26 protein-coding genes and 2 pseudogenes are annotated in these 21,132 nt (G+C 65.9%); 13 read left to right on the plus strand and 15 right to left on the minus strand.

What is annotated here, in order from left to right:
- The 5 genes and pseudogenes from OWR29_RS37650 to OWR29_RS37665 all read left to right on the plus strand — a co-directional run bounded on the left by OWR29_RS37650 (position 1) and on the right by OWR29_RS37665 (position 3,601).
- Complete coding sequence (locus OWR29_RS37650) at positions 1–471, plus strand: GGDEF domain-containing protein (protein WP_267568315.1); 471 nt, start codon at positions 1–3, stop codon at positions 469–471.
- A gap of 77 nt (positions 472–548) precedes the next feature.
- Complete coding sequence (locus OWR29_RS37655; protein ID WP_267568286.1) at positions 549–671, plus strand: hypothetical protein; 123 nt, start codon at positions 549–551, stop codon at positions 669–671.
- A pseudogene (locus OWR29_RS48405) lies at positions 668–730 on the plus strand (hypothetical protein); the annotation flags it as partial. The gene OWR29_RS37655 and the pseudogene OWR29_RS48405, both read left to right, overlap by 4 nt.
- Positions 703–1,170, plus strand: coding sequence for a S1 family peptidase (locus OWR29_RS37660; RefSeq protein WP_267568316.1), 468 nt, complete (start codon positions 703–705; stop codon positions 1,168–1,170). The pseudogene OWR29_RS48405 and the gene OWR29_RS37660, both read left to right, overlap by 28 nt.
- 121 nt (positions 1,171–1,291) lie before the next feature.
- Positions 1,292–3,601: an AbfB domain-containing protein gene (locus OWR29_RS37665; protein WP_267568287.1), complete on the plus strand. Its 2,310-nt coding sequence runs from the start codon at positions 1,292–1,294 to the stop codon at positions 3,599–3,601.
- Between the two features lie 128 nt (positions 3,602–3,729).
- Here OWR29_RS37665 and OWR29_RS37670 read toward each other — a convergent pair whose 3' ends face one another.
- From OWR29_RS37670 to OWR29_RS37680, 3 genes are all read right to left on the minus strand, one after another.
- Complete coding sequence (locus OWR29_RS37670) at positions 3,730–4,098, minus strand: hypothetical protein (RefSeq protein WP_267568288.1); 369 nt, start codon at positions 4,096–4,098, stop codon at positions 3,730–3,732.
- A 524-nt stretch (positions 4,099–4,622) separates the two neighbouring features.
- Complete coding sequence (locus OWR29_RS37675) at positions 4,623–5,804, minus strand: EAL domain-containing protein (protein ID WP_267568289.1); 1,182 nt, start codon at positions 5,802–5,804, stop codon at positions 4,623–4,625.
- A 74-nt stretch (positions 5,805–5,878) separates the two neighbouring features.
- Positions 5,879–7,570 carry a methyl-accepting chemotaxis protein gene (locus OWR29_RS37680; RefSeq protein ID WP_267568290.1) on the minus strand — a complete coding sequence of 564 codons (1,692 nt, stop codon included), beginning with the start codon at positions 7,568–7,570 and terminating at the stop codon, positions 5,879–5,881.
- Between the two features lie 183 nt (positions 7,571–7,753).
- Here OWR29_RS37680 and OWR29_RS37685 point away from each other — a divergent pair, with 183 nt between their 5' ends.
- Positions 7,754–7,927, plus strand: coding sequence for a hypothetical protein (locus tag OWR29_RS37685; RefSeq protein WP_267568291.1), 174 nt, complete (start codon positions 7,754–7,756; stop codon positions 7,925–7,927).
- Positions 7,928–8,064: 137 nt separating this feature from the next.
- The gene (locus tag OWR29_RS48085) at positions 8,065–8,343 is read left to right on the plus strand and encodes a hypothetical protein (protein ID WP_324291298.1); all 279 of its coding nucleotides are present in this window, start codon (positions 8,065–8,067) and stop codon (positions 8,341–8,343) included.
- A gap of 65 nt (positions 8,344–8,408) precedes the next feature.
- Here OWR29_RS48085 and OWR29_RS48180 read toward each other — a convergent pair whose 3' ends face one another.
- From OWR29_RS48180 to OWR29_RS37730, 8 genes and pseudogenes are all read right to left on the minus strand, one after another.
- Positions 8,409–8,789, minus strand: coding sequence for an STAS domain-containing protein (locus OWR29_RS48180; protein ID WP_369077361.1), 381 nt, complete (start codon positions 8,787–8,789; stop codon positions 8,409–8,411).
- An 88-nt stretch (positions 8,790–8,877) separates the two neighbouring features.
- A pseudogene (locus OWR29_RS37700) lies at positions 8,878–9,741 on the minus strand (mechanosensitive ion channel family protein).
- 379 nt (positions 9,742–10,120) lie between these two features.
- On the minus strand, positions 10,121–10,465 hold the full coding sequence (locus OWR29_RS37705; protein WP_267568294.1) for a hypothetical protein: 345 nt from the start codon (positions 10,463–10,465) through the stop codon (positions 10,121–10,123).
- Positions 10,466–10,499: 34 nt separating this feature from the next.
- A complete protein-coding gene (locus OWR29_RS37710) occupies positions 10,500–10,772 on the minus strand; it encodes a DUF4235 domain-containing protein (protein WP_267568295.1) in 273 nt (90 codons plus the stop codon).
- Positions 10,769–11,128 (minus strand): DUF3618 domain-containing protein, encoded by a 360-nt coding sequence (locus tag OWR29_RS37715; RefSeq protein WP_267568296.1) that lies wholly within the window; start codon positions 11,126–11,128, stop codon positions 10,769–10,771. The genes OWR29_RS37710 and OWR29_RS37715 overlap by 4 nt, the downstream gene beginning before the upstream one ends.
- The gene (locus tag OWR29_RS37720; protein ID WP_438872706.1) at positions 11,128–11,496 is read right to left on the minus strand and encodes a phage holin family protein; all 369 of its coding nucleotides are present in this window, start codon (positions 11,494–11,496) and stop codon (positions 11,128–11,130) included. Before OWR29_RS37720 ends, OWR29_RS37715 begins: the two co-directional genes overlap by 1 nt.
- Positions 11,497–11,626: 130 nt before the next feature.
- On the minus strand, positions 11,627–11,806 hold the full coding sequence (locus OWR29_RS37725) for a YegP family protein (protein WP_267568298.1): 180 nt from the start codon (positions 11,804–11,806) through the stop codon (positions 11,627–11,629).
- Positions 11,807–11,837: 31 nt separating this feature from the next.
- Positions 11,838–12,902, minus strand: a complete 1,065-nt coding sequence (locus OWR29_RS37730) for a YihY/virulence factor BrkB family protein (RefSeq protein ID WP_267568317.1) — start codon at positions 12,900–12,902, stop codon at positions 11,838–11,840.
- A gap of 255 nt (positions 12,903–13,157) precedes the next feature.
- Here OWR29_RS37730 and OWR29_RS37735 point away from each other — a divergent pair, with 255 nt between their 5' ends.
- The 3 genes from OWR29_RS37735 to OWR29_RS37745 all read left to right on the plus strand — a co-directional run bounded on the left by OWR29_RS37735 (position 13,158) and on the right by OWR29_RS37745 (position 15,354).
- Positions 13,158–13,925: a TetR/AcrR family transcriptional regulator gene (locus tag OWR29_RS37735; RefSeq protein WP_267568299.1), complete on the plus strand. Its 768-nt coding sequence runs from the start codon at positions 13,158–13,160 to the stop codon at positions 13,923–13,925.
- Between the two features lie 174 nt (positions 13,926–14,099).
- On the plus strand, positions 14,100–14,927 hold the full coding sequence (locus OWR29_RS37740) for a PRC and DUF2382 domain-containing protein (protein WP_267568300.1): 828 nt from the start codon (positions 14,100–14,102) through the stop codon (positions 14,925–14,927).
- A 187-nt stretch (positions 14,928–15,114) separates the two neighbouring features.
- Positions 15,115–15,354 (plus strand): DUF2382 domain-containing protein, encoded by a 240-nt coding sequence (locus tag OWR29_RS37745; protein WP_267568301.1) that lies wholly within the window; start codon positions 15,115–15,117, stop codon positions 15,352–15,354.
- A gap of 108 nt (positions 15,355–15,462) precedes the next feature.
- Here OWR29_RS37745 and cspE read toward each other — a convergent pair whose 3' ends face one another.
- Complete coding sequence (cspE, locus tag OWR29_RS37750) at positions 15,463–15,666, minus strand: transcription antiterminator/RNA stability regulator CspE (protein ID WP_267568302.1); 204 nt, start codon at positions 15,664–15,666, stop codon at positions 15,463–15,465.
- Positions 15,667–16,127: 461 nt separating this feature from the next.
- Between cspE and OWR29_RS37755 the strand changes: the two genes are divergently transcribed.
- Positions 16,128–16,412 (plus strand): hypothetical protein, encoded by a 285-nt coding sequence (locus tag OWR29_RS37755; RefSeq protein WP_267568303.1) that lies wholly within the window; start codon positions 16,128–16,130, stop codon positions 16,410–16,412.
- Positions 16,413–17,542: 1,130 nt separating this feature from the next.
- On the opposite strand, the gene OWR29_RS37760 is transcribed toward OWR29_RS37755, so the two are convergent.
- Together OWR29_RS37760 and OWR29_RS37765 are read right to left on the minus strand one after the other, a co-directional pair.
- A complete protein-coding gene (locus OWR29_RS37760) occupies positions 17,543–18,679 on the minus strand; it encodes an IS701 family transposase (RefSeq protein ID WP_267568304.1) in 1,137 nt (378 codons plus the stop codon).
- A gap of 75 nt (positions 18,680–18,754) precedes the next feature.
- Positions 18,755–19,183 carry an ATP-binding protein gene (locus OWR29_RS37765; RefSeq protein ID WP_267568305.1) on the minus strand — a complete coding sequence of 143 codons (429 nt, stop codon included), beginning with the start codon at positions 19,181–19,183 and terminating at the stop codon, positions 18,755–18,757.
- Between the two features lie 320 nt (positions 19,184–19,503).
- Between OWR29_RS37765 and OWR29_RS37770 the strand changes: the two genes are divergently transcribed.
- A complete protein-coding gene (locus OWR29_RS37770) occupies positions 19,504–20,226 on the plus strand; it encodes a hypothetical protein (RefSeq protein ID WP_267568306.1) in 723 nt (240 codons plus the stop codon).
- Between the two features lie 87 nt (positions 20,227–20,313).
- On the opposite strand, the gene OWR29_RS37775 is transcribed toward OWR29_RS37770, so the two are convergent.
- Positions 20,314–20,736, minus strand: coding sequence for a hypothetical protein (locus OWR29_RS37775; RefSeq protein WP_267568307.1), 423 nt, complete (start codon positions 20,734–20,736; stop codon positions 20,314–20,316).
- 125 nt (positions 20,737–20,861) lie between these two features.
- Here OWR29_RS37775 and OWR29_RS37780 point away from each other — a divergent pair, with 125 nt between their 5' ends.
- On the plus strand, positions 20,862–21,017 hold the full coding sequence (locus tag OWR29_RS37780) for a hypothetical protein (RefSeq protein WP_267568308.1): 156 nt from the start codon (positions 20,862–20,864) through the stop codon (positions 21,015–21,017).
- Positions 21,018–21,132 lie beyond the last annotated feature (115 nt).

Genomic DNA, 21,132 nt, shown 5'->3' on the forward strand with positions numbered 1-21,132 from the left:
CTGCCCAACCGGGCGGCGTTCAACCAGGCCGCCGAGCGGGCCGTCCGCCGGTACGCCACCACCGGCGCCAGAACAGCGGCCCTGCTCGTAGACCTGGACGGGTTCAAGGCCGTCAACGACACGTACGGGCACCAACCCGGAGACCAGTTGCTGCGCGAGATCGCCGGCCGCCTGACCCGGGAAGCCGGCGACGCCACGGTGAGCCGGCTCGGCGGCGACGAATTCGTCATCCTCACCGAACGGTCGGCGTCTGAGGCCGCACGGCTCGCCGACCGGCTCGTCCAGGCAGTGGCGGTGCCGGTCGTGATCGAAGGACACGTCGTTCAGGTCGGCGCGAGCATCGGGGTCGCCGTCGTCGACGACGTCCGGACCGGGCCGGCCGAGCTGTTGCGCCAGGCCGACGCGGCCATGTACGAGGCCAAGAACGCCGGCCGCAGTGCCTGGCGGCTCAACCGGCGGCTGACGGTTTGACGCCTGGCGGCAAGCCGGCCGCGGCCGATCACCGAGAGGGACCGTCCTCCGGGCGCCGTACCGCTTCCAGTCGAGCCATGGCGTCGGCGGAGAGCTCGATGTCGCCGGCGACGATGTGGCGTGACTTGAAGCTGACCGACGCCCAGATCGCCGAGCGTCTGCGCACCGAGGCCGCCGCCCGATTCTGCAGAAGCGCCTGAGGGCCAAGCTGGGCCCGGCGTACGGCGGCGCCTGGATCAAGAAGGGCGGGCAGCGCCTCATCGTCGCCGTCACTACCGAGGCGGCCGCGAAGCAGGTCCGCGCCGAGGGCGCCGAGGCCCCCACGGCGAGAGGACTCTTGCGGCTGACCGCGCGAAATTCGACAAGCGCGGCGCCCGGGCCGGCGAAACCATCCAGGCCTGGTGCATCGACCCGGCCACAAACGGAGTCGTCGTGACGGCGAAGCCGGGCGCCGAGGCTCAGGCGCGAAAGTTCGCGAAGGACAGCGGCGTCGGCGAGATCACCGTGGAGACCTCCGGCCGGCACGGATTTGGCTTGGCAACCTTTTTCGCAACTGCAATGCGCTTCTGCGGGCGTGGCACGACCGCCACAACGATCGACCATGTTCGAAACGTCTGTATTGAATGTTCGTTTCGGTTTAACTATTGCGACATCACGTTCATAGATGTCAATCTATCGACACTTGTCATCCGCTGGTGACGCCGCGGCAACAGTCAGCTGACCGGCCGCGTGCGTGGACGCCCAAGGAGGGCGCATGTCCCCGAGCCGCCATCCCCTTCCCCATCCACCCCGCCGCCGATCCGGTCGCATCGCTACCGCGATGACGACAGCCGTCCTCTGTGTCCTGTCCGGTCTGGTCGCGACGGCCGCCCCCGCGCAGGCCGCCCCGATCAAGACGCCGCCGCTGACCACACCGTGGACCAGTCAGGTAAACCCGGCCAACCCGCTGCCGGAGTACCCGCGTCCGCAGATGGTCCGCCCCGACTGGCAGAACTTGAACGGCGAGTGGCAGCTGCGCCAGTCGGCCACCGACGACGCCCCGCAGTTCGGCGTCAACCTGCCCGAGCGCGTCAACGTGCCGTACCCGGTCGAGTCGGCCCTGTCCGGCGTGATGCGCCCGGCCGACGACAACCGCCACTACCTGTTCTACCGCCGCACGTTCACCGTCCCGACCGGCTGGAACGGCCGCCGCATCCAGCTGCACTTCGGCGCGGTCGACTGGGAGAGCACCGTCTGGGTCAACGGCCGGCAGGTCGCCACCCACCGCGGCGGCTACGACCGGTTCGAGGCCGACATCACCCCGGCCCTCAACGGCGGCACCAACGAGCTGGTAGTGAAGGTCTGGGACCCGACCGACACCGAGCAGAACGGCATGGTGCAGGCCCTCGGCAAACAGACCACGACCCCGTCCGGCATCTTCTACACACCGTCGTCCGGCATCTGGCAGACCGTCTGGATGGAACCGACGCCGACCAGCTCCATCTACAGCGTCGACTACTACCCCAACCTTTCCAACAACACCTTGCGGGTACGCGTTTTCACGCGCGGCAACGTCAGCGGCCACTCCGTGTTCGCTGAGGCCCTGAACGGCGCCACCGTCGTCGGTTCGGCCTCCGGCGGCTTCACCGACTTCTCGGTGCCGGTGCCCAACGCGCGCCGCTGGTCGCCCAGCGACCCGTTCCTCTACAACCTGCGCGTGTCGCTGCGTAACGCGTCCGGCGCGACCGTCGACCAGACCACGCACTACTTCGGCATGCGCGAGGTCGGCACGGCCACCATCAACGGCGTCCGGCGGCCCACCCTCAACGGCCAGTTCGTGCCGCACATCGGCCCGCTCGATCAGGGCTTCTGGCCGGACGGCCTCTACACCGCGCCCACCGACGCTGCTCTCGCCTCCGACCTGCAGAAGATCAAGGACCTCGGCTTCACCATGGTCCGCAAACACATCAAGGTCGAACCCGCCCGCTGGTACTACTGGGCCGACCGCCTCGGCCTGCTGGTCTGGCAGGACGTCCCGTCGATGACCGCCGACGCCGGCATCAACGCCAACGCCGCCCAGCAAGCCCAGTGGGAGACCGAGGCCCGCGAGATCATCGACGAGCACCGCTTCTCGCCCGCGGTCGTGCTCTACACCCCGTACAACGAAGGCTGGGGCGAGACCAGCCTGGCTACCACCACCCGCGTCGGCAACGAGCTCAAGGCTTACGACCCGACCCGCTACATGAACGTGCACAGCGGCTACAACTGCTGCCAGTCCCTGGGCGACCCCGGCAACGGCGACCTGCTCGACCATCACCACTACACCGGACCGGACGCGCCGCGGGCCACCTCGAGCCGCTGGTCGGCCCTGGGCGAGTTCGGCGGCACCAGCCTGCAGACCCCCGGTCACCAGTACAGCCCGAACGGCCAGTTCGGTGCGTACGAGCAGGTCGGCTCGCCGGCCGCGCTCACCGACCGCTACGTGCAGCTGGCCAACTCGGCGGCACAGCTCATTCGCAACGGCACACTCAGCGCCACCGTGTACACCGAAATCACGGATCTCGAGGGCGAGGTCAACGGCTTCTACACGTACGACCGGCAAGTGGCCAAGATGGACCTAGCCCGGGTGCGAGCGGCCCACCAGGGCATGCTGGCCGCGGCCGGACAGACGCCACTGCCCCGGGTCGGCCTGGCGGTGAACACCCGCATCTCGCTGCAGGCCCAGAACGTGCCCGGCCGCTACCTGCGGCACCAGAACTCGCTGCTGCGCACCGACCCCGTCACCGCCTCCAGTGACGCCCTGAGCAAGAATGACGCGACCTTCTGGGTGCGCCCGGGCCTGGCCGACTCGTCCTGCTACTCGCTCGAGGCGGTCAACGTGCCGGGCAACTACCTGCGGCACTCCGACTCCCGCATCCGCATCGGGTCCGGCTCCGACGCCCTGTTCCGGGCCGACGCCACCTGGTGCGCGAGGCAGGGCCTGACCGGCTCCGGCGTGGCGCTCGAGTCGTACAACTACGCCGGCTCGTACATGCGGCACTACAACGCCGAGGTCTGGCGGTCCCAGGGCTCGGGCGGCCCGGCCTGGAACACGCCCAGCCTGTTCCCGAACGACAGCGTCTGGAACGTCGTGGCTCCTTGGGCACCCTGACCGACGGTCGAGCCGGCGCGGTGGATCGCACCGCGCCGGCTTGATCTCTCTCCCGCAATAGACTGACACGCGTCGATCAAATGCCGCCTACGGTCGGGGCATGACGAACCTTCACCGGCTCGGCCTGCTCACTGCAGTGCTGCTGTTGACGCTGACCACCGGCCGAAGCCATCGCCAGCCCGGCGAGTACCGCGGCTCGGATGCTCGGCGTAACGATGCCGTGGTGCCTGGGCCCGCCATGCCGACAACGTCTCACGGGCCAGGTACTCGACCGCGGCTGAGAGTGCGGCCTCGTCACCTACGGGCGGCGCGGCGCGCCGGGACCAGCGGGCGACCAAAGCCAGCGCGAGCGTGGCCACGCCGGCCAGACCGCCGACGACGTCCGCGCGCTTGTCCGCGTTGTGCCAGGCCTGGGGGTCCGGATACATCCAGACCACCAGGGCGACACAACCGGACACTGCCAGTACGACGATCGCTCTGCGCACCGAACTCAACACACCACGAATTGTGTCCAGCTATGAGCGTTCGTGCCGCCCGAAGGGCCGTAAGTCCAAGCTGGTCATCTGGTGAGCCGAGGCCTCGATGGGCGGGATGTCACGGGCGTAAGCGGCTGGCCCTGATCATGGTTCGGCGGGGACCAACGACGCGACCGTCGGCGGTGAGTTCGACGCCACGAACCTCATACCATGTCTCGCCGTTGTGCAGCTGAGGTTTGGCCCAATCCACGCTCTCCACGGACAGGTGAAGGTCGCCGGTCCCGTACAGGTAGTCCGTCTCCGGGAGAACCCACACCGGGGTTTCAGGTTGATTGCGTTGCTCCATGGTGTCTCCGCAGCCGAGTCACGAGGCACTTCTCTCCTCATGCAAGCATCGGCCTTCACGCGCTCTAGCACTAGCACATGCACGTGCATCTGCACTCGAAGGATAGAGAAATACTCCATGGTTTAACTGAGATCGGACGTTCGCAGGATTGTGGGGGGAGGGTTTTGCGGCAGCCCGCAATCCAGCTGCACAGGGTCGTCTATAGCAGCTGACTCAACATTGCTCGGCTGATCTCGGCGACCGTGGCCAGGTCCTCGGTAAACACCGTCTGCGGCTGTTGCCCCACCCGGCCGCAGACCGCGGCCCCGTGTCCCGCTCCGATGACAGCGACGGAGAATTCACCGGGGATCGGGGTATCCACGACGAGCACAGACCGGGCGCGGCCGACCAGCTCAGGCAGCGAGCCACTGGCCGCGGGGATGGCTCCGGCGGGAACAGAAGCAATGACCATGATCGCGGCGTCGGCCGCGACGACGTCCCGCAGCTGCGCCACCACAGCGTTGACCTCATGGTCTATCGCCAGTCGAGTCGTTGACTGCCGGACAGCAATCTGGAACGGGGTGGTGTCGGGCTGGTGGAACCCTGGCCGCGGCGGGCGTAGCTGGCGGACGGCATCGCGGGCGTAGGTGTGACGGGCGTGTTCGAGAAGGCCTGGCCGGCCGAACAGCCAGCCCTGCCCCCACCGCGCGCCCAACTGCCGGGCGGTGAGCAGATCGGCCTCGGTTTCGATACCTTCAGCGATGACAACGGCCCCGGTGCGCTGAGCCTCAGCACGGACCACCGCGGACACAGCACACGTGTGCTCAGCATCCGGGTTGCGGACCAGACTCATGTCGAGCTTGATCACCTCAGGTTCCAGGACCGGTAGGAACGCCAGCGACATCGGGTCTACACCGACGTCGTCAAGGGCGAGACCGTTGCCCCACTGCTGCACCATACTTGCGATCCGCAGCATGCTGCCCGGCACCGCCGGCAACGCTCGCTCGGTGAACTCGAGCACCTGCCGGAACGGCAGCCCACCACGCACCAGCTCGATCAGCCGTGGGGAAAGCGGCTGGTTCAACACTCCGGGCTCAGCGTTGACGAACACCAGCGGCGGGGTCACCGGAGCCGCGATCGCACATTCCAATGCTCGTTCGCAGCACAGCAGATCTAGTTGCCCGACCAGTCCCGCGTCCGTCGCGGCGGCGAACAAGCGATCGGGGAACTCCAGCGCTGTTCCCGCAGGGCCACGCGCAAGTGCCTCGACGGCCACGACGGCCCGGGTGCCCAAATCCACGATCGGCTGGAACAACGGCTGGACCTGGCGCCCGTTCAGCACCTCACGCACCGCTGCAGCAGCTATCGGTGCTGGCGTCGATGCCGTCGCGGCTGGCAGCATGGAGGCTCCTTGGATCGTGATGCCAGTCAAATCGGCAGCCTCGTCAGCAACTGAAGACCAACAGCCTCCGGTTATCAATCGGGGCTGACAGCGGCCCAGACCCGGCCTGTCCGGCCGGAGAACTCGATGTTGCGGTGCGCCAGTGCGTCTGAGGCGGGGTAGCGGAATCGGGAGACCAGAGCTTGCAGGTCGGTGGACATGCGGGCCAATTCGGCGGTGGCCTGCTGGGCTTGGCCCACACCGTCGGTAGTGTGCTGAGCGGCCTGAGCGACGGTGGCGACGTTCGCGGTGATCTGTTCGGCGGTCAGGGCGGTGTCGGCGACGCTGCGGTTCATCTCGGCGGTCGTCGCGGTCTGCTCCTCCACGGCCGAGGCGATGGTGGTCTGGTAGTCGTTGACACGGCCGATCACCGCGGCGATCTGCTCGATCGCTTCTACCGCGCCGCCCGTGCCGGCCTGGATGGCTTCCACCCGGCGCACGATGTCCTCGGTAGCGCGGGCGGTCTCCTGGGCCAGGTCTTTGACCTCGCTGGCCACCACCGCGAAGCCCTTGCCCGCTTCTCCGGCCCGGGCGGCCTCGATGGTGGCGTTCAACGCGAGCAGGTTCGTCTGGGCGGCGATTGCGGTGATCACCTGGACGACGTCGCTGATCTGCTGCGATGACTCGCCCAGCGCGGCGATCGTGGCGCCGGCGACCTCGGCGGCCTCGACCGCAGAGCTCGCCACCGCGGCGGCTTCGCTGGTCGAGTGAGCGATCTCCCGGATCGCGGCACCCATCTGCTCACTACCGGCCGACACGGTCTGCACATTGGCCGACACCTGACCGGCGGCCTGCGAGACGGCCTGCGCCTGAGCGGCGGACTGGGCCGCCGACGCCGCGATCTCGGTAGACGTTGCGGACATTTGCTCCGCTGCGGCGGCGAGAGACGCTGACGAGCCGTCGATGGTGCGCATCGCCTCACCCAGAGCATTCACGCTGTGCTGCAAATCGTGAGCCATCGCGGCGATCTCGTCACGGCCGGTGACCGCCACCGGGGTGGCCAGGTCACCGTCGGCAAGCAGGACCAGCCGTTTGCGGACCTGGTCGACGGGCCGGGTCACCGACCGGGTGACCACGACAGCCAACAGGACGGCGAGGAGAGCGGCGGCTGTGCCGAGGGTCCAGACCATGACGGCGCCGCTGCGCTCTGCCGCGGCGGCGGCGTCGCGGGCCGCGGCGAAGTCCGCGTCCGCCGTCCTGATGACGTCATCGAGTTGCTGCCCGATCTGCTGGTATAGCTCGATCTCTTGACCGAGCACCAGGGCGTCCGCTGTCTTGTCGGCGCGATCGGTGCGTTCGCGGTACAGCTGCGCGATCTGCCGGTCCACGGCCTGGAACTGGCCGAACAGGGTGGTGATCTGCTGCAGTTGTTCTCCGGCCGCGGGGGCCGTCGCGGCGCGGGTCGCCGCCGCGACGGTGTCGGTGAATGTCTGAGCCGAGGCGAGGAACGCCTTGCGGGACGAGCCGGTGTCCTGGGCGGCGTCAGAGACACCGCGCCGGGCGTCGAAGGCGTACGCGGTCTGCCAGCCGTTGACATCGGCGGCGGAGAACTTTGCGTCTTTCATCAGCTCCACGAACTGCTGAGCGCGTTCCATCCTGCCCACCGCCGTGTCCTGCCGGCTACCGGTGACCAGAGCGGCTGCCATCACCACCAGCAGCAACACCACCACCACAGCGAATGCGGTCGCCAACCGCAAGCCCAGGCCCACACGGTTCAGAACAGTCACACCCACCTCGATCGGCTCCACCGACGGCCATCTGAGAACACTCGCAGGATGAGGGGCCGATCAGCGGACCGGCGAGCTGAAGGCTGTCAACGTCGGGTTCACGTGGAATTCATTCGAATGCGGCAGACGATCGACGGCCAGTGCGGTCGGATGAATCACGGCCGACCGACGGCAGGTGATGTCATGATCATCGCAGTGATCGCCACCCTCGTACTGATAGGGGGCACAACCTGGTCTGCGCAGAACTACGGTCTGGCACGGAATCGAGTCCTGAACCAGCGCATCACCGGGATGCTGCTGGTCGCGAGTGCGGTGACGCTTCTAGCCGAGATTGCCTATGCCGTCGTTGCTTTATGACGTGACGACTTGTCGACCTTGCTCACCGGGTAGCCGCAGTTGCGTCATGCGCGGTGATTCACCTGCTGGCTGTGAAAGGTCCACCGGTGGATGTCTCCGCGGTTGACGCCAGTGCCCGGCTCGATGGGACCGTCGTGGTGTGCCCGCGCGGTGATCTTAATGCCGTCAGTGCCCTGCGGTTACGGCAAGTGCTTGTCCAAGCGATCCGTCATCTCCGCCCGTCCCGGTTGATCGTTGACCTGCGAGGTGTCAGTGAACTTGACGCGGTCGATGTGGGTGCGATCGCTGCCGCTTGCGAGCTCGGCGATAGTTATCAGGTCGGGGTGTTTCTCGACGATGCCCCTTTCAGGGCCGTAACCGACCTTGCCGCTGCTGGTGTACCGCATCAACGTCTGCGCCGCCGCAGTCAGGGATGAAGGATCAGAGTTTCGCCGCCTGGATCTCGTCGTCGACGGATCAAGTCGCCCGGGGCGCCGGCGTGCTACATGTCGGGTGGTTCACCGATGCCCAAGTAGTCAACGAGGTCAACGATGCGGAGCACGTGGAGAACGAATGGGTGGACGTTCTCCATCCTGATCGTGATCCCGTGCTGTTCGGCATGCCGGTAGAGGGCGATGAGCGCCGTCATTCCGGTTGCGTCGAGGAACGTCATCTCGGCGGCGTCGATATCGATGTGACGAACCTGGTGGGCCTCGATCATTTTGAGCACAACGACGTGAAGGTGCGGCGCGCTGGCCATGTCTACTTCGCCTCGAACAGCGACCACAAGCTTCGCGCCATTGTGTGACTTTACCGCAACGAATAGTGGCGTCGAGGGTTCCTGGTGGGGATCGCTCACGCAAACCCTTCCTGCCGAAGCCATGTCGCTTCCTGGCTAATTCGTAGCAACTCACAGCAAGCCGATGCAGGCTCGCAGCTGGTGCCCGCAGCTGCTGCGGACCGGCCCAAGTTTACGTCGTAAACGGATGCGTGCGAACGGATCGAGCCGACACCCAGGCGGGTGCCGGCTCGATCGTTGCGCTGGGGTGTAAATAGGTGCCGGTGTTGCGGTCGATTGGCAGGGTGGCTTCCGTGGCCGGGTAGGCCTGCTGCGGTGCAACGGTGCCCGATCCGGTACCGGCCCGGTAACCGCTGGTGGCGCGGCCGGGCAGATTGGTGGCTTCGCGCTCGGCGGCGTTGAGCCAGGTCTCCCACCGGGGCTGCATGGGCTTGATGGCGCCGCCGCCGACACCGACGATGAGCACACCGGCGATGATCGCCAGGACGGTGATCAGGATCGGGGTGGTGACGGTGGCGGCCACGCCGATCTGGTTGCGGGCGGCGATGATGCCCAGGCCGAGGATGAACACCGCAGCAATGTTGGCCAGGAGCCTGCCGCAGGATAGTCCGCCGAGGCCGGCGGTGATGAGGTCCTTGACGCCCTTGGCGATGGCCGAAGCGACCATGATGATGATGATCGCGACGAACGCCTGGGGCAGCCAGCGCACGACACCGGCGATAAGGTCGGAGACGGGTTGGGGCCCCGAATGCCGAAGGCGAGTTGCAAAGTGAACAGAAGTGTGGCGTAGTAGACCAGCTTCGCAACGATGTCACTGGCGTCGTACTTCGAGCGCTGCAGAGCGGTCTTGACCCCGGCGGCGCTCTACGAGCCAGTCGAACCCGACGCGCTCAAGGATTTTGTCGACGAGTCTGCGGACGGCTTTGGCGATGAGCCAGCCCACCAGCAGGATGACCGGAAACGCCAGCGCTTTCGGCAGGACCAGCAGGACGGAACGCAGCATGTCGCCGACGCCATCAGTAAACCGTTCCGACATGAATAGTCCCCAGGTCTAGTAATCGGGGGAAATGCCAAGCCGCCTATACCCATCTGCGCCGCCGCCCAATACGCTTATCGGCCCGACCAGAAACATATTTCATCGATCTGTCCGAGATGTCACACCGGGCGATGTGGTTATCGGTTTAACACATAAACACGCCGATATGACAAATGCGATGAACGACTTCTGAACCTTACGATTCGGGCATCGGCGCGCTCGGCGGAGTCTCGAACCTACCGGGCATCACCTGGTTGACCCCGCCGTAGATGACCAGGCTTCAGGTGGGTCGGCACAGGGTCGGATAGGGCCCCGGCGTTTCTTTCGCCGGGGCCCCAACCGTGTCGAAGGCGATGCAGAGACGCGACTTGAGACGAGATTACGCCGGTGGTTCGATGGTGGTGGTCGGTGCTGTCCGCGCTGGCGACGACCGGCGCCGCGTGGTGCGGTCTGACAGGTCCGGCGAGGCGCCGGACGATTCCGTGCCCGGCTGCTGCACATTGGTAGCCGCCGAGGTAGTTAATTCTGAGGTGTCGGCGTGCGACGCGGCCGAGTCGGTGGAAAGGCCGAGGCGATCCTTGGCTACCTGCTGGACTTCCACCACCGTGGGGTGGCCCTGGACTTTACGGGCTGCCGCGACGATCTGCTCGTACTTCTCGCGGCCGGCGCGGCTCCCGAGCACATAGCCGACGGCCAGTCCGGCGGCAAACTTGAAAACTCTCATGCGGTATCGCTCCTGAAGTCGGAAGGTAACTGATTCAGCCGGGCCACTGGCCGGTGGCTTTCTGCACGCCCGCGGCGCCGGCCCGGTCAACGGCGGCTTTGACGACAGCGAAGATCGCGCCTTGCAGGGCGGCGGCGAGCAGAATCTCCGTCCAACCCCGGTCCTGGTCGGTGGCGTTGGGGGCGTCGTCGTCGTGCCCGGCGATCTTCCAGACCTGTTTGAAGATCAGCCCGGAGACCAAACCCGCGCCGGCGCCGAACAACAGCCCGACCGGCTTGTAGGCGATTTTTGCCGCCGTGCCGCTCATGCCCGCCTCCGGCGGACCACCACAACAACGGTGACGATGACCGCGGCGGCGGCCGCAACGATCGCGGCCAGCGGCAACGGCCGGCGGATCGGTTCGGGCAGATCGGAATTGGCCAGCTGCTGCTTCGCCGTCGCTGCCTTCTCCGACACCACGCCGGCGGTCTGCGCCGCCTGATCCTTCAAACCGGCCAGCTTCTCCCGAGCAGTGTCGGTGGCGTCCCCGACCGCCTGCTTGGCGCGGGCCTTCACATCGGCCTTGGCCGCCAGCTGCTCCACCGTATCGCCGAGATCCGCGCGGGTCTGTTCGATCTCCGCACGCAGCTGCTGCGGATCGATGGGGGTTTGCGGGTCACTCATCAGGAGCGTCCTTCCCGAACGGCGTTCTTCACGGTCTGCACATCAGCCTGCGCGCTCGCGACAGCGTCGCTGGGCACCGGCGGTACCGCAGCCTTCAACTTCTGCTTGCCCACCAGGGCGGCGACACCGGCGGCGGTCAGCACGACGACCAACACCACCAGCAGGGCCAGCCACAACGGCCAGACCAAGTCCAGCAACACCACCGCGAGGGCCAGCAGCAGGCCCAGTCCATAGAGGCCGAGGACCGCGGCGCCGCCGAACAGGCCACCACCGATCCCAGCCCGCTTACCCTTCTCCGCCAGCTCCAACTTCGCCAACGCCAGCTCGTCACGGACCAGCGTTGAGACCTGCGCCGCAGCCTGACTCACCAAGTCACCGGTCGACGCCGCATCACGAGGGGATTTATCTGACACGTTCCTTCATTCCTTTCGTTCTCACGCAACCGGATACGTACACGCCACGGACGGCTGACGCCGCTGCGTCGCGCTGCCGGCCTCACTAGTCGGCGGTTTCGTCGTCGATCGCCGCGGTCCCGGCGTTTTTTTGAATCGAGGCGATCGTCTCCAGCGCCGAGCTCCTACGGGTGTAGGACTCGCTGGTCGCCACGACCTGGCCGTTGCTGGCGACCAGGTTGAACCGGAACTGCCCGTTGCTGGTCTTCTTCACCACGAACTTCACCGCTGCCTCCTCGAAAGTGATTACTTAGTTGTCAACTGGTGCTCAGCCCCTGCTCACTACCGGGCTTGATCTTGCGGTCATCGCGCAGCTCGAGGAACGGCTCATCGGTCGGGTCATGGCCGGCGGCGATGGCCCGGCCGCGCTGCAATTCAGCGTCGAGTTCGGCGCCGAGCAGGACCGCGATGTTGGTGATCCACATCCAGACCAGGAACGCAACCACGCCACCGATAGCGCCGTAGGTCTTGTTGTAATTGGCGAAGTTGGCCAGATAGACCGCGAACCCGACCGAGGCCAGGATCCACAACAGGACGGCGAACAGGCCGCCGGGGCTGACCCACCGGAATCCGCCCGTTCTGGCGTTGGGCGAGGCGTAATAGAGGATGGCGAACATCAGGCTGACCAGGATTAGCAGGACCGGCCACTTGGCGATGTTCCAGGTCGTCACTGCCGCCGAACCGAGCCCGATCGTGTCACCGACGACCTTCGCCAGATCCCCGGTGAAGATGACGATCGCGGCCGAGACGACCAGCATCAGACCGACCACGGCGGTCACCGCGACACGGATGGGCAGGGTCTTCCAGATCGGCCGGCCCTCCGGTACGTCATACACGGCGTTGGAAGCGCGCATGAACGCTGCGGTGTACCCGGACGCGGACCAGAACGCGGCCACGATACCGATGACCGCGGCGATCCCGGCAGCACCAGGATCCTTCACCTGGTCCAACACAGTGGCGACCAAGTTCTGCAGTTGCTCGTTCGGGGCGATCTCGCCGACCGCGTCTTTCACGGTTTGCTGGCCGTCGTTGCCGAGCATGCCCAGCAGCGACACGATCACCAGCAACCCAGGGAAGATCGACAACACGCCGTAGTAGGTGAGAGCAGCGGCCCAGTCCGACAGGTTGTCCTGGGAGAACTGCTTGAAAGTGCGCTTCAGCGCCGCGAACAGGCCCTTGCCCTTGAGCTCAGCAGGGTTGTCCGGGCCGGCGTCCGGTGCCGGCGCGGACAGGTCGTACGGCTTGTCGTCACCGGTCCGGGTCGTGGCGACCGCATCGATGTCAGTACCATCCCCACCGGTGCGCTTGTGGTCAGCGCTCATACCTGCCTCCTGCAAAGTCATAGTGCGATCGGTGCAATCCCCACCTGGTAAGTTTTTCAATCCACTCTGACTGCATCTTTCACCACTTTTTGTTTATGCGCTAAACCAGTAAGTGAAGTGTTTTCACGAAGACGGTTTTGCGGTGATGACGGCATCGCTTCCAGTCTGACTGACTCCTCCCGGTCCACGCGGCACCGTCATCTATGACACGCTTGCGAGGTATGCGACCGCCCACAGCAACGAATAGGAGGCGTGATGGTCGAGGATCCAGACACTCCACAAGCGCGTGGCGACATGGCCGCGGCTATCCCGGCCGGCGGCCCCGGCTCAGGCCGCGCCGGTTTGGACCAACGGCGGATCATCGGCGCGGCGGTGCAGTTCATCGACCAGAACGGCCTGCGGATGCTGACCATGCAACGCCTCGGCGCCTACCTCGGCGTCGAGGGCATGGCCCTCTACCGGTATGTCCCTGGCCGGGAGGCCCTGCTTGACGGGGTGGTGGAGTCCGTGGTCGACGAGCTGTTCGGTGACCCGGACGTGCACCTGGAAGCCCACGCCGGGTGGGTGGACTACCTGCAACGACTGGCCCACGGGCTGCGCCGCATCGCTCTGGCCCACCCCGAAGTGTTTCCGCTGGTCGCTACCCGTCCGCCCGCTGCGCCGTGGGTACGGCCACCGCTGCGGAGTCTGCGTTGGATCGAATCGATGCTCGAGGTGATGACCGAGGCCGGGTTCACCGATGAGAACGCCGCCGCGGTCTACCGGGCGTTCAGTAGCTTCCTGCTCGGCTACCTGCTTCTGGAGGTCTCCGCCCGCGGCGTCGAAACCGGCCCGGTCGAGGAACCCGACGTCTCACCCGTAGAGGATCTGAGCAGCTACCCAATCCTGCAACGCCTCGAGCCGCACCTATCCATCGACGTCGCCGCCCAAGATTTTGAAGAGGCCCTGGAAGCGCTTCTGGACCGGGTGGCATTACTGCTGCCGCGTCGCCGTCGACCCCCACGCCTGACCGAGGACAAGTAAAGCTCCCGTCCGGCTGACAGCTGATTCACATGGCTGGTTTATGTCCTAAACGAGCGGGCACCTTCGCGTTGTCAAGCGATTCCAGCAGGCCCACCTGAGCGCTGCAACTCATCACAATCTGCACAGGCTCAGGTGTGGTGGCTGTCCGCTGCCCTCTCTCCAGAAGGACTTGCCGTGACCACCCAGAACGACATCGACCAGCTCACCGGCACCGACGTCTACGACACCGACGGCGACAAGATCGGCTCAGTCGGCCAGGTCTTCCTCAACGCCGACAGCGGCGACCCGGAATGGGTCACTGTCAAGACCGGCCTGTTCGGCACCAAGGAGACCTTCATCCCACTGGGCAATGCCACGGTCGCCAACGACCGGGTCACCGTCGCCTACACCAAAGACCACGTCAAGGACGCCCCGCGCATCGATGCCGACGGGCCCCTGTCCTACGCCGAGGAAGAAGAGCTATACGCCTTCTACGCCCTGGAAACTTCTGGGAGCCCGGCCGGTGGCTATCAGGATGACGGCAGCTACCAGACCAGTTCCTCCACCTATGGCGCCGACGGCCCGGACTACCAGGACCGCGGGTCGGATTACCAGGACCGCGACACCCATGACCGTGCGGACGATGGTGGCGCGATGACCCGCTCCGAGGAGCGGCTGGTCACCGACACCCGCACCGAGCAGGCCGGTAAGGCCCGGCTGCGTAAATACGTCGTCACCGAACAGCAGCAGGTCACCGTGCCCGTCTCACATGAAGAAGTGCGCCTGGAACGCGAGCCGATCACCGACGCCAACGCCGGCGACGCCTTCGACGGCCCGGACATCAGTGAGGCCGAGCACGCGGTCACCCTGCACGCCGAGCGGCCGGTCGTCGACACCGAGACGGTGCCGGTCGAGCGGGTCCGCCTCGGCAAGCAGACGGTCCACGACGAGGAAACCGTCTCCGGTGAGGTCCGCAAGGAGCAGATCGAGTTCGACGGTCCCGAAGGCAGCGACCGCCGCTGACCCGGCCCTAGTCATGCTCGGCGTCACGCAAGACAGCGCCGGCGAACGCCGAGCACGATCGACTGCACACCATCTCGCTCGCCTGGGTTCCGAGTTCGACGGAGGCATCATGAACAGCGACGCACAAAAGCCCCCGGACCGGCGACCTCACCGCTGACAGCCGGCGTGAGGATGCCTCACGCCGGCTGTGCTGCAAGATCCCGGCGAGGCCACGACACGGTCCGAGGAACGCCTCGTCTCAAGCACCCAAGTCCACGAGAACGGCCGGGCACGCCTGCGCAAGTATGTGATCACCGAGACCGTCCAGATCACCGTGCAGGTCCGCAGCGAACAACTACGCCTAGAACAGGAAACATTCCAGCGTCCGGTCAGCAGGCGGTACAGGATCCCTACCTCGATCGTCGAGGCTTTCCACGCCAAGCGTTGAACCAGACCGATACTTCTCGTGGAACTCGGGGTCCATCCTCCGGCCGTTACCTCTATGTCGAACGGTGGCCTGCTGAGCCAGCAAGGCCACCGTTCGCCGGGTGCGTGGTCAGAGTGGGCGGATGTTTGCCGCCTGTGGGCCTTTCTGGCCTTGGGTGACCTCGAACTCCACCTTCTGGTTCTCGTCGAGGCTGCGGTAGCCACTCGACGAGATTGCCGAGAAATGGGCGAATACGTCGGCGCCGCCGTCGTCCGGGGTAATGAAGCCGAAACCCTTATCGGCGTTGAACCATTTCACAGTACCGGTAGTCATAGCCGCTCCCTCGCATGCCACTAGAGGCCACATCGTGCAGCCCTCGAACCGCGACGAATTTTGCCTGCGCTAGGTACGAGCACAGAGCGGATTGCGCCGCGGTAGTCACATACCCCGGCCACGCGCCGAGAAACCACCGTTTTGACGGCAGTGACCGCCGAGAAGTTGCATGCCGACACATCGCGAACGAGTTGCCAGCGAATGCCACGCTCGTTTCGCTGATGGCCGGTCGCGTACTCCGGCCGCTAGCGCGGTTGACGGTGCGGTTATCGAGTTATACCAGTCGGTTTCGTCGTGACTCTTATTCGGACCAGCAGTCCCCCACGACGCTTCCGTGAACCGAAGCAGTCCAGAGTATGACAAGGTAAATCGCCACTATCTGGTTGATCAACCAACAATGACTTAGCCACTACGGCGGCCGACACTGCACGGATCGGGAGTCGGGCTCGACGGTGGTCTGGATGAGCGATGTCGCGTTAATCGAGCTGGGCGGTCTGATGAGACTTTGCAAGGCGCTCCTGCACGTCGTCGGGCGCCACGAAGTCGCAGGATCCGTCGTGGGTGTGCGCCAGGGTGCAGGTTCTGCCAGTCGGCAAATGCACGCGGCCGCACGCCCCTACTGCTGCTACGCCTTCATCGATCGAAGGATTGTGCAGATCCGGTCGATCACCACTGCTGAGCCGGTCGGTCATGTCATCCCCTACCGCAAGTCGAACCCACCCGGACATCACCACGCCACCGGGTGAGCCGGGAACGAAGCGGACTCATTAGCTGAAACGCCGTCTTCAAGGTACCTCGACCGATCGGCCTAGTCTACGGCCGCGAGTACCTTCGCTGCCTACCGGCGATGCATCAGAGGTGGATTCCGGCAACCCTTCATCAGGGCCTCGGTCGGCTCAGTGACGCATGAAACCGAATACCTCGCACCGGCCCGAAAGCTCTGCTCTTCATGGCACTGCTTTTGGCGATGGGATGCTTGTCCATACGCCGGGTTCTGGATCACCTCATCGACACCGTACCGCAGCAGGATTTGACAGCCGCAGATTCGTTTGGCATAGGCGATCACGATTCCGGCCTCGTTCGCATTCAGTTCCCGTTCGCCGGCCGTCTGAGCACTGAGACTGATAAGTTGGCGACGCTGCGATAGCAGGTTTAGTGGCCATACCGGTGTGGATATATTCATTTGGCCGCGATTACTATTGCCGTGCTCGACACGGCAATGACGTTTACCGCGATCGTTGATGTGGTGGCTGGAATCCCCTGTCCTGCTGTGCGCTTTGGATGGGGGGATTGCAGCGAAGGGCTAGCCAGCCGACGGAGATCGTGCCTGCTGCCCCGGAGCGTCGGTGTACGTGCGCTGCCCGAACGGTGCTTCCGGCCATTCGCGCTCCTGATGCCGGTTGCCGATACCTAGAGGCTCCTCAGTGACGTGGTGTCCGGGCGGCTTGCTCTTTGATGAGGATGAGTCGGAGTTGATGGCGGACCGCTCGCTGGCGTCTTTGAGATGGTCACCGACGCCATCGGGTACGCCACACGACGATCATCAGCTGACGATACGCCGGTCGTCCCCGGGGTTCCGCCGTTCGCCACAGATGCATCGTCGACGCTCTGCCAGGCCTGTCGCGCTCGTGCCTTGTCGGCGCGGGCTTTCTGGCCGTTGTGACTGTCGTTGCGTTCGGGTTCGTGTCAGGGATTTAATACTGCAACGGCAGTTAGTTGAGTGGGTAGCCTCGGCGTTTGTAGTGGCTGAGGCGGGCTTGGTGCTGGCGTTTGCGGCGCCAGTGTGACCACCACCAGATGTGGTGTTCGGGCTGGTAGAGGCGGACGATCAGTGCGGCGAGCAGGCGTCGGATCTCGGGTACGGTGTAGCCGATCATCATGTCGTCGCCGGGGCTGGTTCCCCTTTTGATGACAGGGTTTTGGCGACGACGAGCCAGGCGTGGGCGGCCATCGACAGGGTGATGTGGGCGTGCCAGGCTCGCCAGTCACGGACTTGGTATTCGTCGAGGCCGGCGGTGTTTTTGGCTTGCTGGAAGCATTCCTCGACCGCCCATCGGGTGCCGGCGATGCGGGCCAGGTCCATGAGCCGGGTTTTGCGGGGTCCGTAGCAGATGTAGTAGGCCAGCTCGCCGGTGCTGATGTTGCGCCGGGCGAGTAGCCAATGTCCTCGTCCGGGCCGCCAGAACACTCGGATCGGGACACGTGCCCACCAGTACTCGCGGGGGCCGTGAGCCCCCGGCCCGCAAGAGATCCGTGACCAGGCCCGGCCCGGCAGGGCGGCGATCAGCTTGTCGACGCGGGCGGAGCCCATGCTGGTGGTGATCACGTCGTCGTTGCGGCGCGTCGCGACGACATGGGCTTGGTCGTGTTCCTCCATGAAGACCCGTAACGATTTCGACTGTCCGTAGGCCTCGTCCATCGTCACCCAGCCGGCCGGGACACCGGCCGTGAACGCTCTGGCCAGCATGCCGCGGGCCATCTGGACCTTGGTGGCGAGGTCGACCTCGTCCGGGATACCAGCGGCCCGGCAGCGGTCACGGTCGTCGGTCCACGCCGCAGGCAGATACAGCTGCCGGTCGATGAGTGCGTGGCCTTTCGAGGACCGGTAAGCCATGAACACACCGACCTGGCAGTTCTCGATCCGGCCGGCGGTTCCCGAGTACTGCCGGGCCACGCCCGCGGATTTCACGCCCTTCTTCAAAAAGCCCGTGTCGTCGATGATCAGCACCCCTTGCGGGTCGCCGAGGTGCTCGAGGACGTAGTCGCGCAGGTCGTCACGCACGGCGTCGATGTCCCAGTCCGCCCACCGCAACAGCCGCTGCATCCCGTCCGGCGACACGTCACCGGCCTGCTCCGCGAGGGTCCAACCGTTTGTCCGGTCCAAGCCCGCGACCAGCCCGGCCAGATACTGCCGCGCCCGCCGGCGCGGCTCGCAGCGCGTGAACCGCCCGCCGATCCGGGCATGCAACCGGTCCAACTCAGCAGACCATCGATCAACATCAGCCGCCGTCACAACGGACTCAACGAGCCGATCATCAATACGTATCGCCTGCTGAGTGCCGTTGCAGTATTAGAGGTTGAATGCCGGTCACCGGCCGTTGGTGAAGGTGGCCCACACGTGCTTGGTGGACGTGGTGCAGTACCAGCCCACATCCAGCGCGAACGATTGAGCCAGCGCAAGTCCGCGCCCGCCCAAGGCCTGCTCATCGGCCGCAGCGAGCTCGGGCACGGAGTCCGGGTCTTGATCAGTCACGTCCAGGAGGAAACCACCTGCGGTACGCAGCAGCCGAACCTCGGTAGGGGCCAGGCCATGCCGAATGGCGTTGGTCGCCAGCTCCGTCGCGACCAATACCATCCGCTCCGGCACATCACCGAGCCGCTTGACTGCGGAAACTTTCTCGCCATGCAACGCGCGGCTCAAAGCCGCTCGCAGCCCTTGCAGTTCTGTAGTGCTGTCGAGAACCCAGGTGTGCATGACAACAGCGTCCGGAGGAAGGGTCTGCTCGAGTCCGTTCATGCGTCGTCCAATGCCCTCCGTACCCGAGCTGAAGCGTCGACGCCCGATCCCACAGAAGCGGCCCGGCAGACGGCAATCCGCACCTTCAGCCTCAACCTGCTGACGCACCGCTGGCCGCCTGGAGCGAATGCCTGAACAGAGATCGGGCCGAGCCGGATAATGTCGTCGTGAGACAAGCGCCACGGCCTGATCCGGAGCTTCTGCATCGCTGGCTGCGCCAAGGGGTACGACCGGCGCAGATCGGTGCCCGCCTCGGGTTAAGCCGGGCCGCCGGTTACGCCTGGTTGCACCGATACTCCGTCGCTGCCGACGTACCTGTGGTGACTCAGCTCGACCTCGTCGGCCGCTGGCTGGTCGGAGTCCCGGTCGATCAGATTGCCGCCGACACCGGTTTGCCGCCCGCAGCGATCCAGGAACGGCTTATCACGGCCGGCACACTCGCGCCGCCACGCACGTACTTTCTCGTCGGCTCTCCGAGCGACCCACTGCCGGAGCACCTGCTGCGCGAGTGGTACGTCCGCGCCCATCTCACCGTCGAGCAGATCGCCGCGTTGACGGGCATGACCGCGCGGCAGGTGCGTTACCGCCTGACCCGATATCGGTTAGCTCCCGGCCGTCCCGGTCCGGCACCGCAAATTCGTCACCGCCTCACCAAAACCGTTCTCACCCGCCTGTACGTCCAGCGGCACCAATCATGCCCAGCCATCGCAGCGCACGCAGGCGTCAGCACCGAAGCGGTACGGGCGCTGCTGGCCGCCAACGACATAGCCCGGCGCCCCAGCGGCAGCCGCAGTCAGCCCCCGTTACCCGCCGAGGCAATTACACGCTACCGGCACGGCACCGTCACCCTCACCGCCCTGGCCACCGAACTCGGCTGGTACACTTCGAGCGGCAACCCAGCGGTACGCCGCCTGCATGCCGCCCTTGCCGCCGCCAACGCCCGCCGCCGCACGGCCCGAGACACGTCGACCCCGGCCGCTAACAACAGCGTCATCCCACCCGAGGCATCGCGCAATTCCAGCCCGAGCGACGACGTCTGCTAGCCGTACATTGGTCCGCCCTGTCACGAGCTGTCTCGAACCGGTAAAGCTCCTCAAGCAGCGTTCGTCGAGCAAGGGGTCGTGGACGGGTCACCGCAGTTCGATCAGCCCGTCTGTGTAGCCAAGCAGCACGGCTCCCGGCAACAGGTTGATGCTGGTGTTCGTGCGCGGCTGGCCGAGCAGGCCGACGCGCGGCGGCGGGTCGACCGGTATACCGGCCAACGCAGCCGCCTGATCGGGGTACGGCGAGTACGGGGCGCAGGTGCCCACGACCACCCCGAACACCGGCGCACCGATGCCGATACTGCCCGCTCTACCGACGTCAACAGCGAGCCCGTTCGAGATCGTCAGCGCCCGGCGGCCCGTCACCAGTACCACCGAGGCGGACCGGATGCCGCTCAGCCGCCACCTCGAGGCCCTCGCCGGCGAAGGCACCCAACCGCCCATGCTGCGGGCCTGCTTCCAGGACAGCCGGCACTTCACCGCCGCGACGGGGCGGCGCTTCGCCCGCATCGCGACCCACAGCGAGCTGGTGGCGCCCTCGGCGTCGGTCTTAGCGACGAGTCCCTGCCCGGTGTCCGAGGTCCGAGGGGCACCTGAGGACCGACGACCCGTTAAGCGGCGAATGGAGCAGCATCGTGATGGGACCTCATCAGGCCGCCGCACTGGTCGCCCGCGACCTCGGCGACTCCGGACCCGAAACCGAGCGGCGCTTCGACTTCGCCATCACCCATGACCGCGACCTCTTCGCCGAAGCGGCCAGGCCGCTGCTGCAATGGCACCTAGTGCTCTGACCAAGAACGTTTGAGGTGTTGGGGTCAGGCTGCTCGGGTGGTGGGTTGGCCCCAGCGTCGCCTGCGTTCGCTGCGGATGCGGGCGCGTTCGCGGCGTTGGGCGGCCAGGACGTCG

It is taken from the genome of Paractinoplanes pyxinae (genome assembly GCF_026626335.1).
Taxonomy (GTDB): Bacteria; Actinomycetota; Actinomycetes; order Mycobacteriales; family Micromonosporaceae; genus Actinoplanes; species Actinoplanes pyxinae.

Excerpts from the sequence above, each read along its gene's own strand:
- OWR29_RS37655 (WP_267568286.1), top strand. The coding sequence starts at position 549 with ATGGCGTCGGCGGAGAGCTCGATGTCGCCGGCGACGATGTGGCGTGAC.
- OWR29_RS37665 (WP_267568287.1), top strand. The coding sequence starts at position 1,292 with ATGACGACAGCCGTCCTCTGTGTCCTGTCCGGTCTGGTCGCGACGGCC.
- OWR29_RS37675 (WP_267568289.1), bottom strand. The coding sequence starts at position 5,804 with ATGCTGCCAGCCGCGACGGCATCGACGCCAGCACCGATAGCTGCTGCA.
- OWR29_RS37685 (WP_267568291.1), top strand. The coding sequence starts at position 7,754 with ATGATCATCGCAGTGATCGCCACCCTCGTACTGATAGGGGGCACAACC.
- OWR29_RS48180 (WP_369077361.1), bottom strand. The coding sequence starts at position 8,789 with ATGGCTTCGGCAGGAAGGGTTTGCGTGAGCGATCCCCACCAGGAACCC.
- OWR29_RS37705 (WP_267568294.1), bottom strand. The coding sequence starts at position 10,465 with ATGAGAGTTTTCAAGTTTGCCGCCGGACTGGCCGTCGGCTATGTGCTC.
- OWR29_RS37710 (WP_267568295.1), bottom strand. The coding sequence starts at position 10,772 with ATGAGCGGCACGGCGGCAAAAATCGCCTACAAGCCGGTCGGGCTGTTG.
- OWR29_RS37715 (WP_267568296.1), bottom strand. The coding sequence starts at position 11,128 with ATGAGTGACCCGCAAACCCCCATCGATCCGCAGCAGCTGCGTGCGGAG.
- OWR29_RS37730 (WP_267568317.1), bottom strand. The coding sequence starts at position 12,902 with ATGAGCGCTGACCACAAGCGCACCGGTGGGGATGGTACTGACATCGAT.
- OWR29_RS37735 (WP_267568299.1), top strand. The coding sequence starts at position 13,158 with ATGGTCGAGGATCCAGACACTCCACAAGCGCGTGGCGACATGGCCGCG.
- cspE (WP_267568302.1), bottom strand. The coding sequence starts at position 15,666 with ATGACTACCGGTACTGTGAAATGGTTCAACGCCGATAAGGGTTTCGGC.
- OWR29_RS37755 (WP_267568303.1), top strand. The coding sequence starts at position 16,128 with ATGAGCGATGTCGCGTTAATCGAGCTGGGCGGTCTGATGAGACTTTGC.
- OWR29_RS37765 (WP_267568305.1), bottom strand. The coding sequence starts at position 19,183 with ATGAACGGACTCGAGCAGACCCTTCCTCCGGACGCTGTTGTCATGCAC.
- OWR29_RS37775 (WP_267568307.1), bottom strand. The coding sequence starts at position 20,736 with ATGCGGGCGAAGCGCCGCCCCGTCGCGGCGGTGAAGTGCCGGCTGTCC.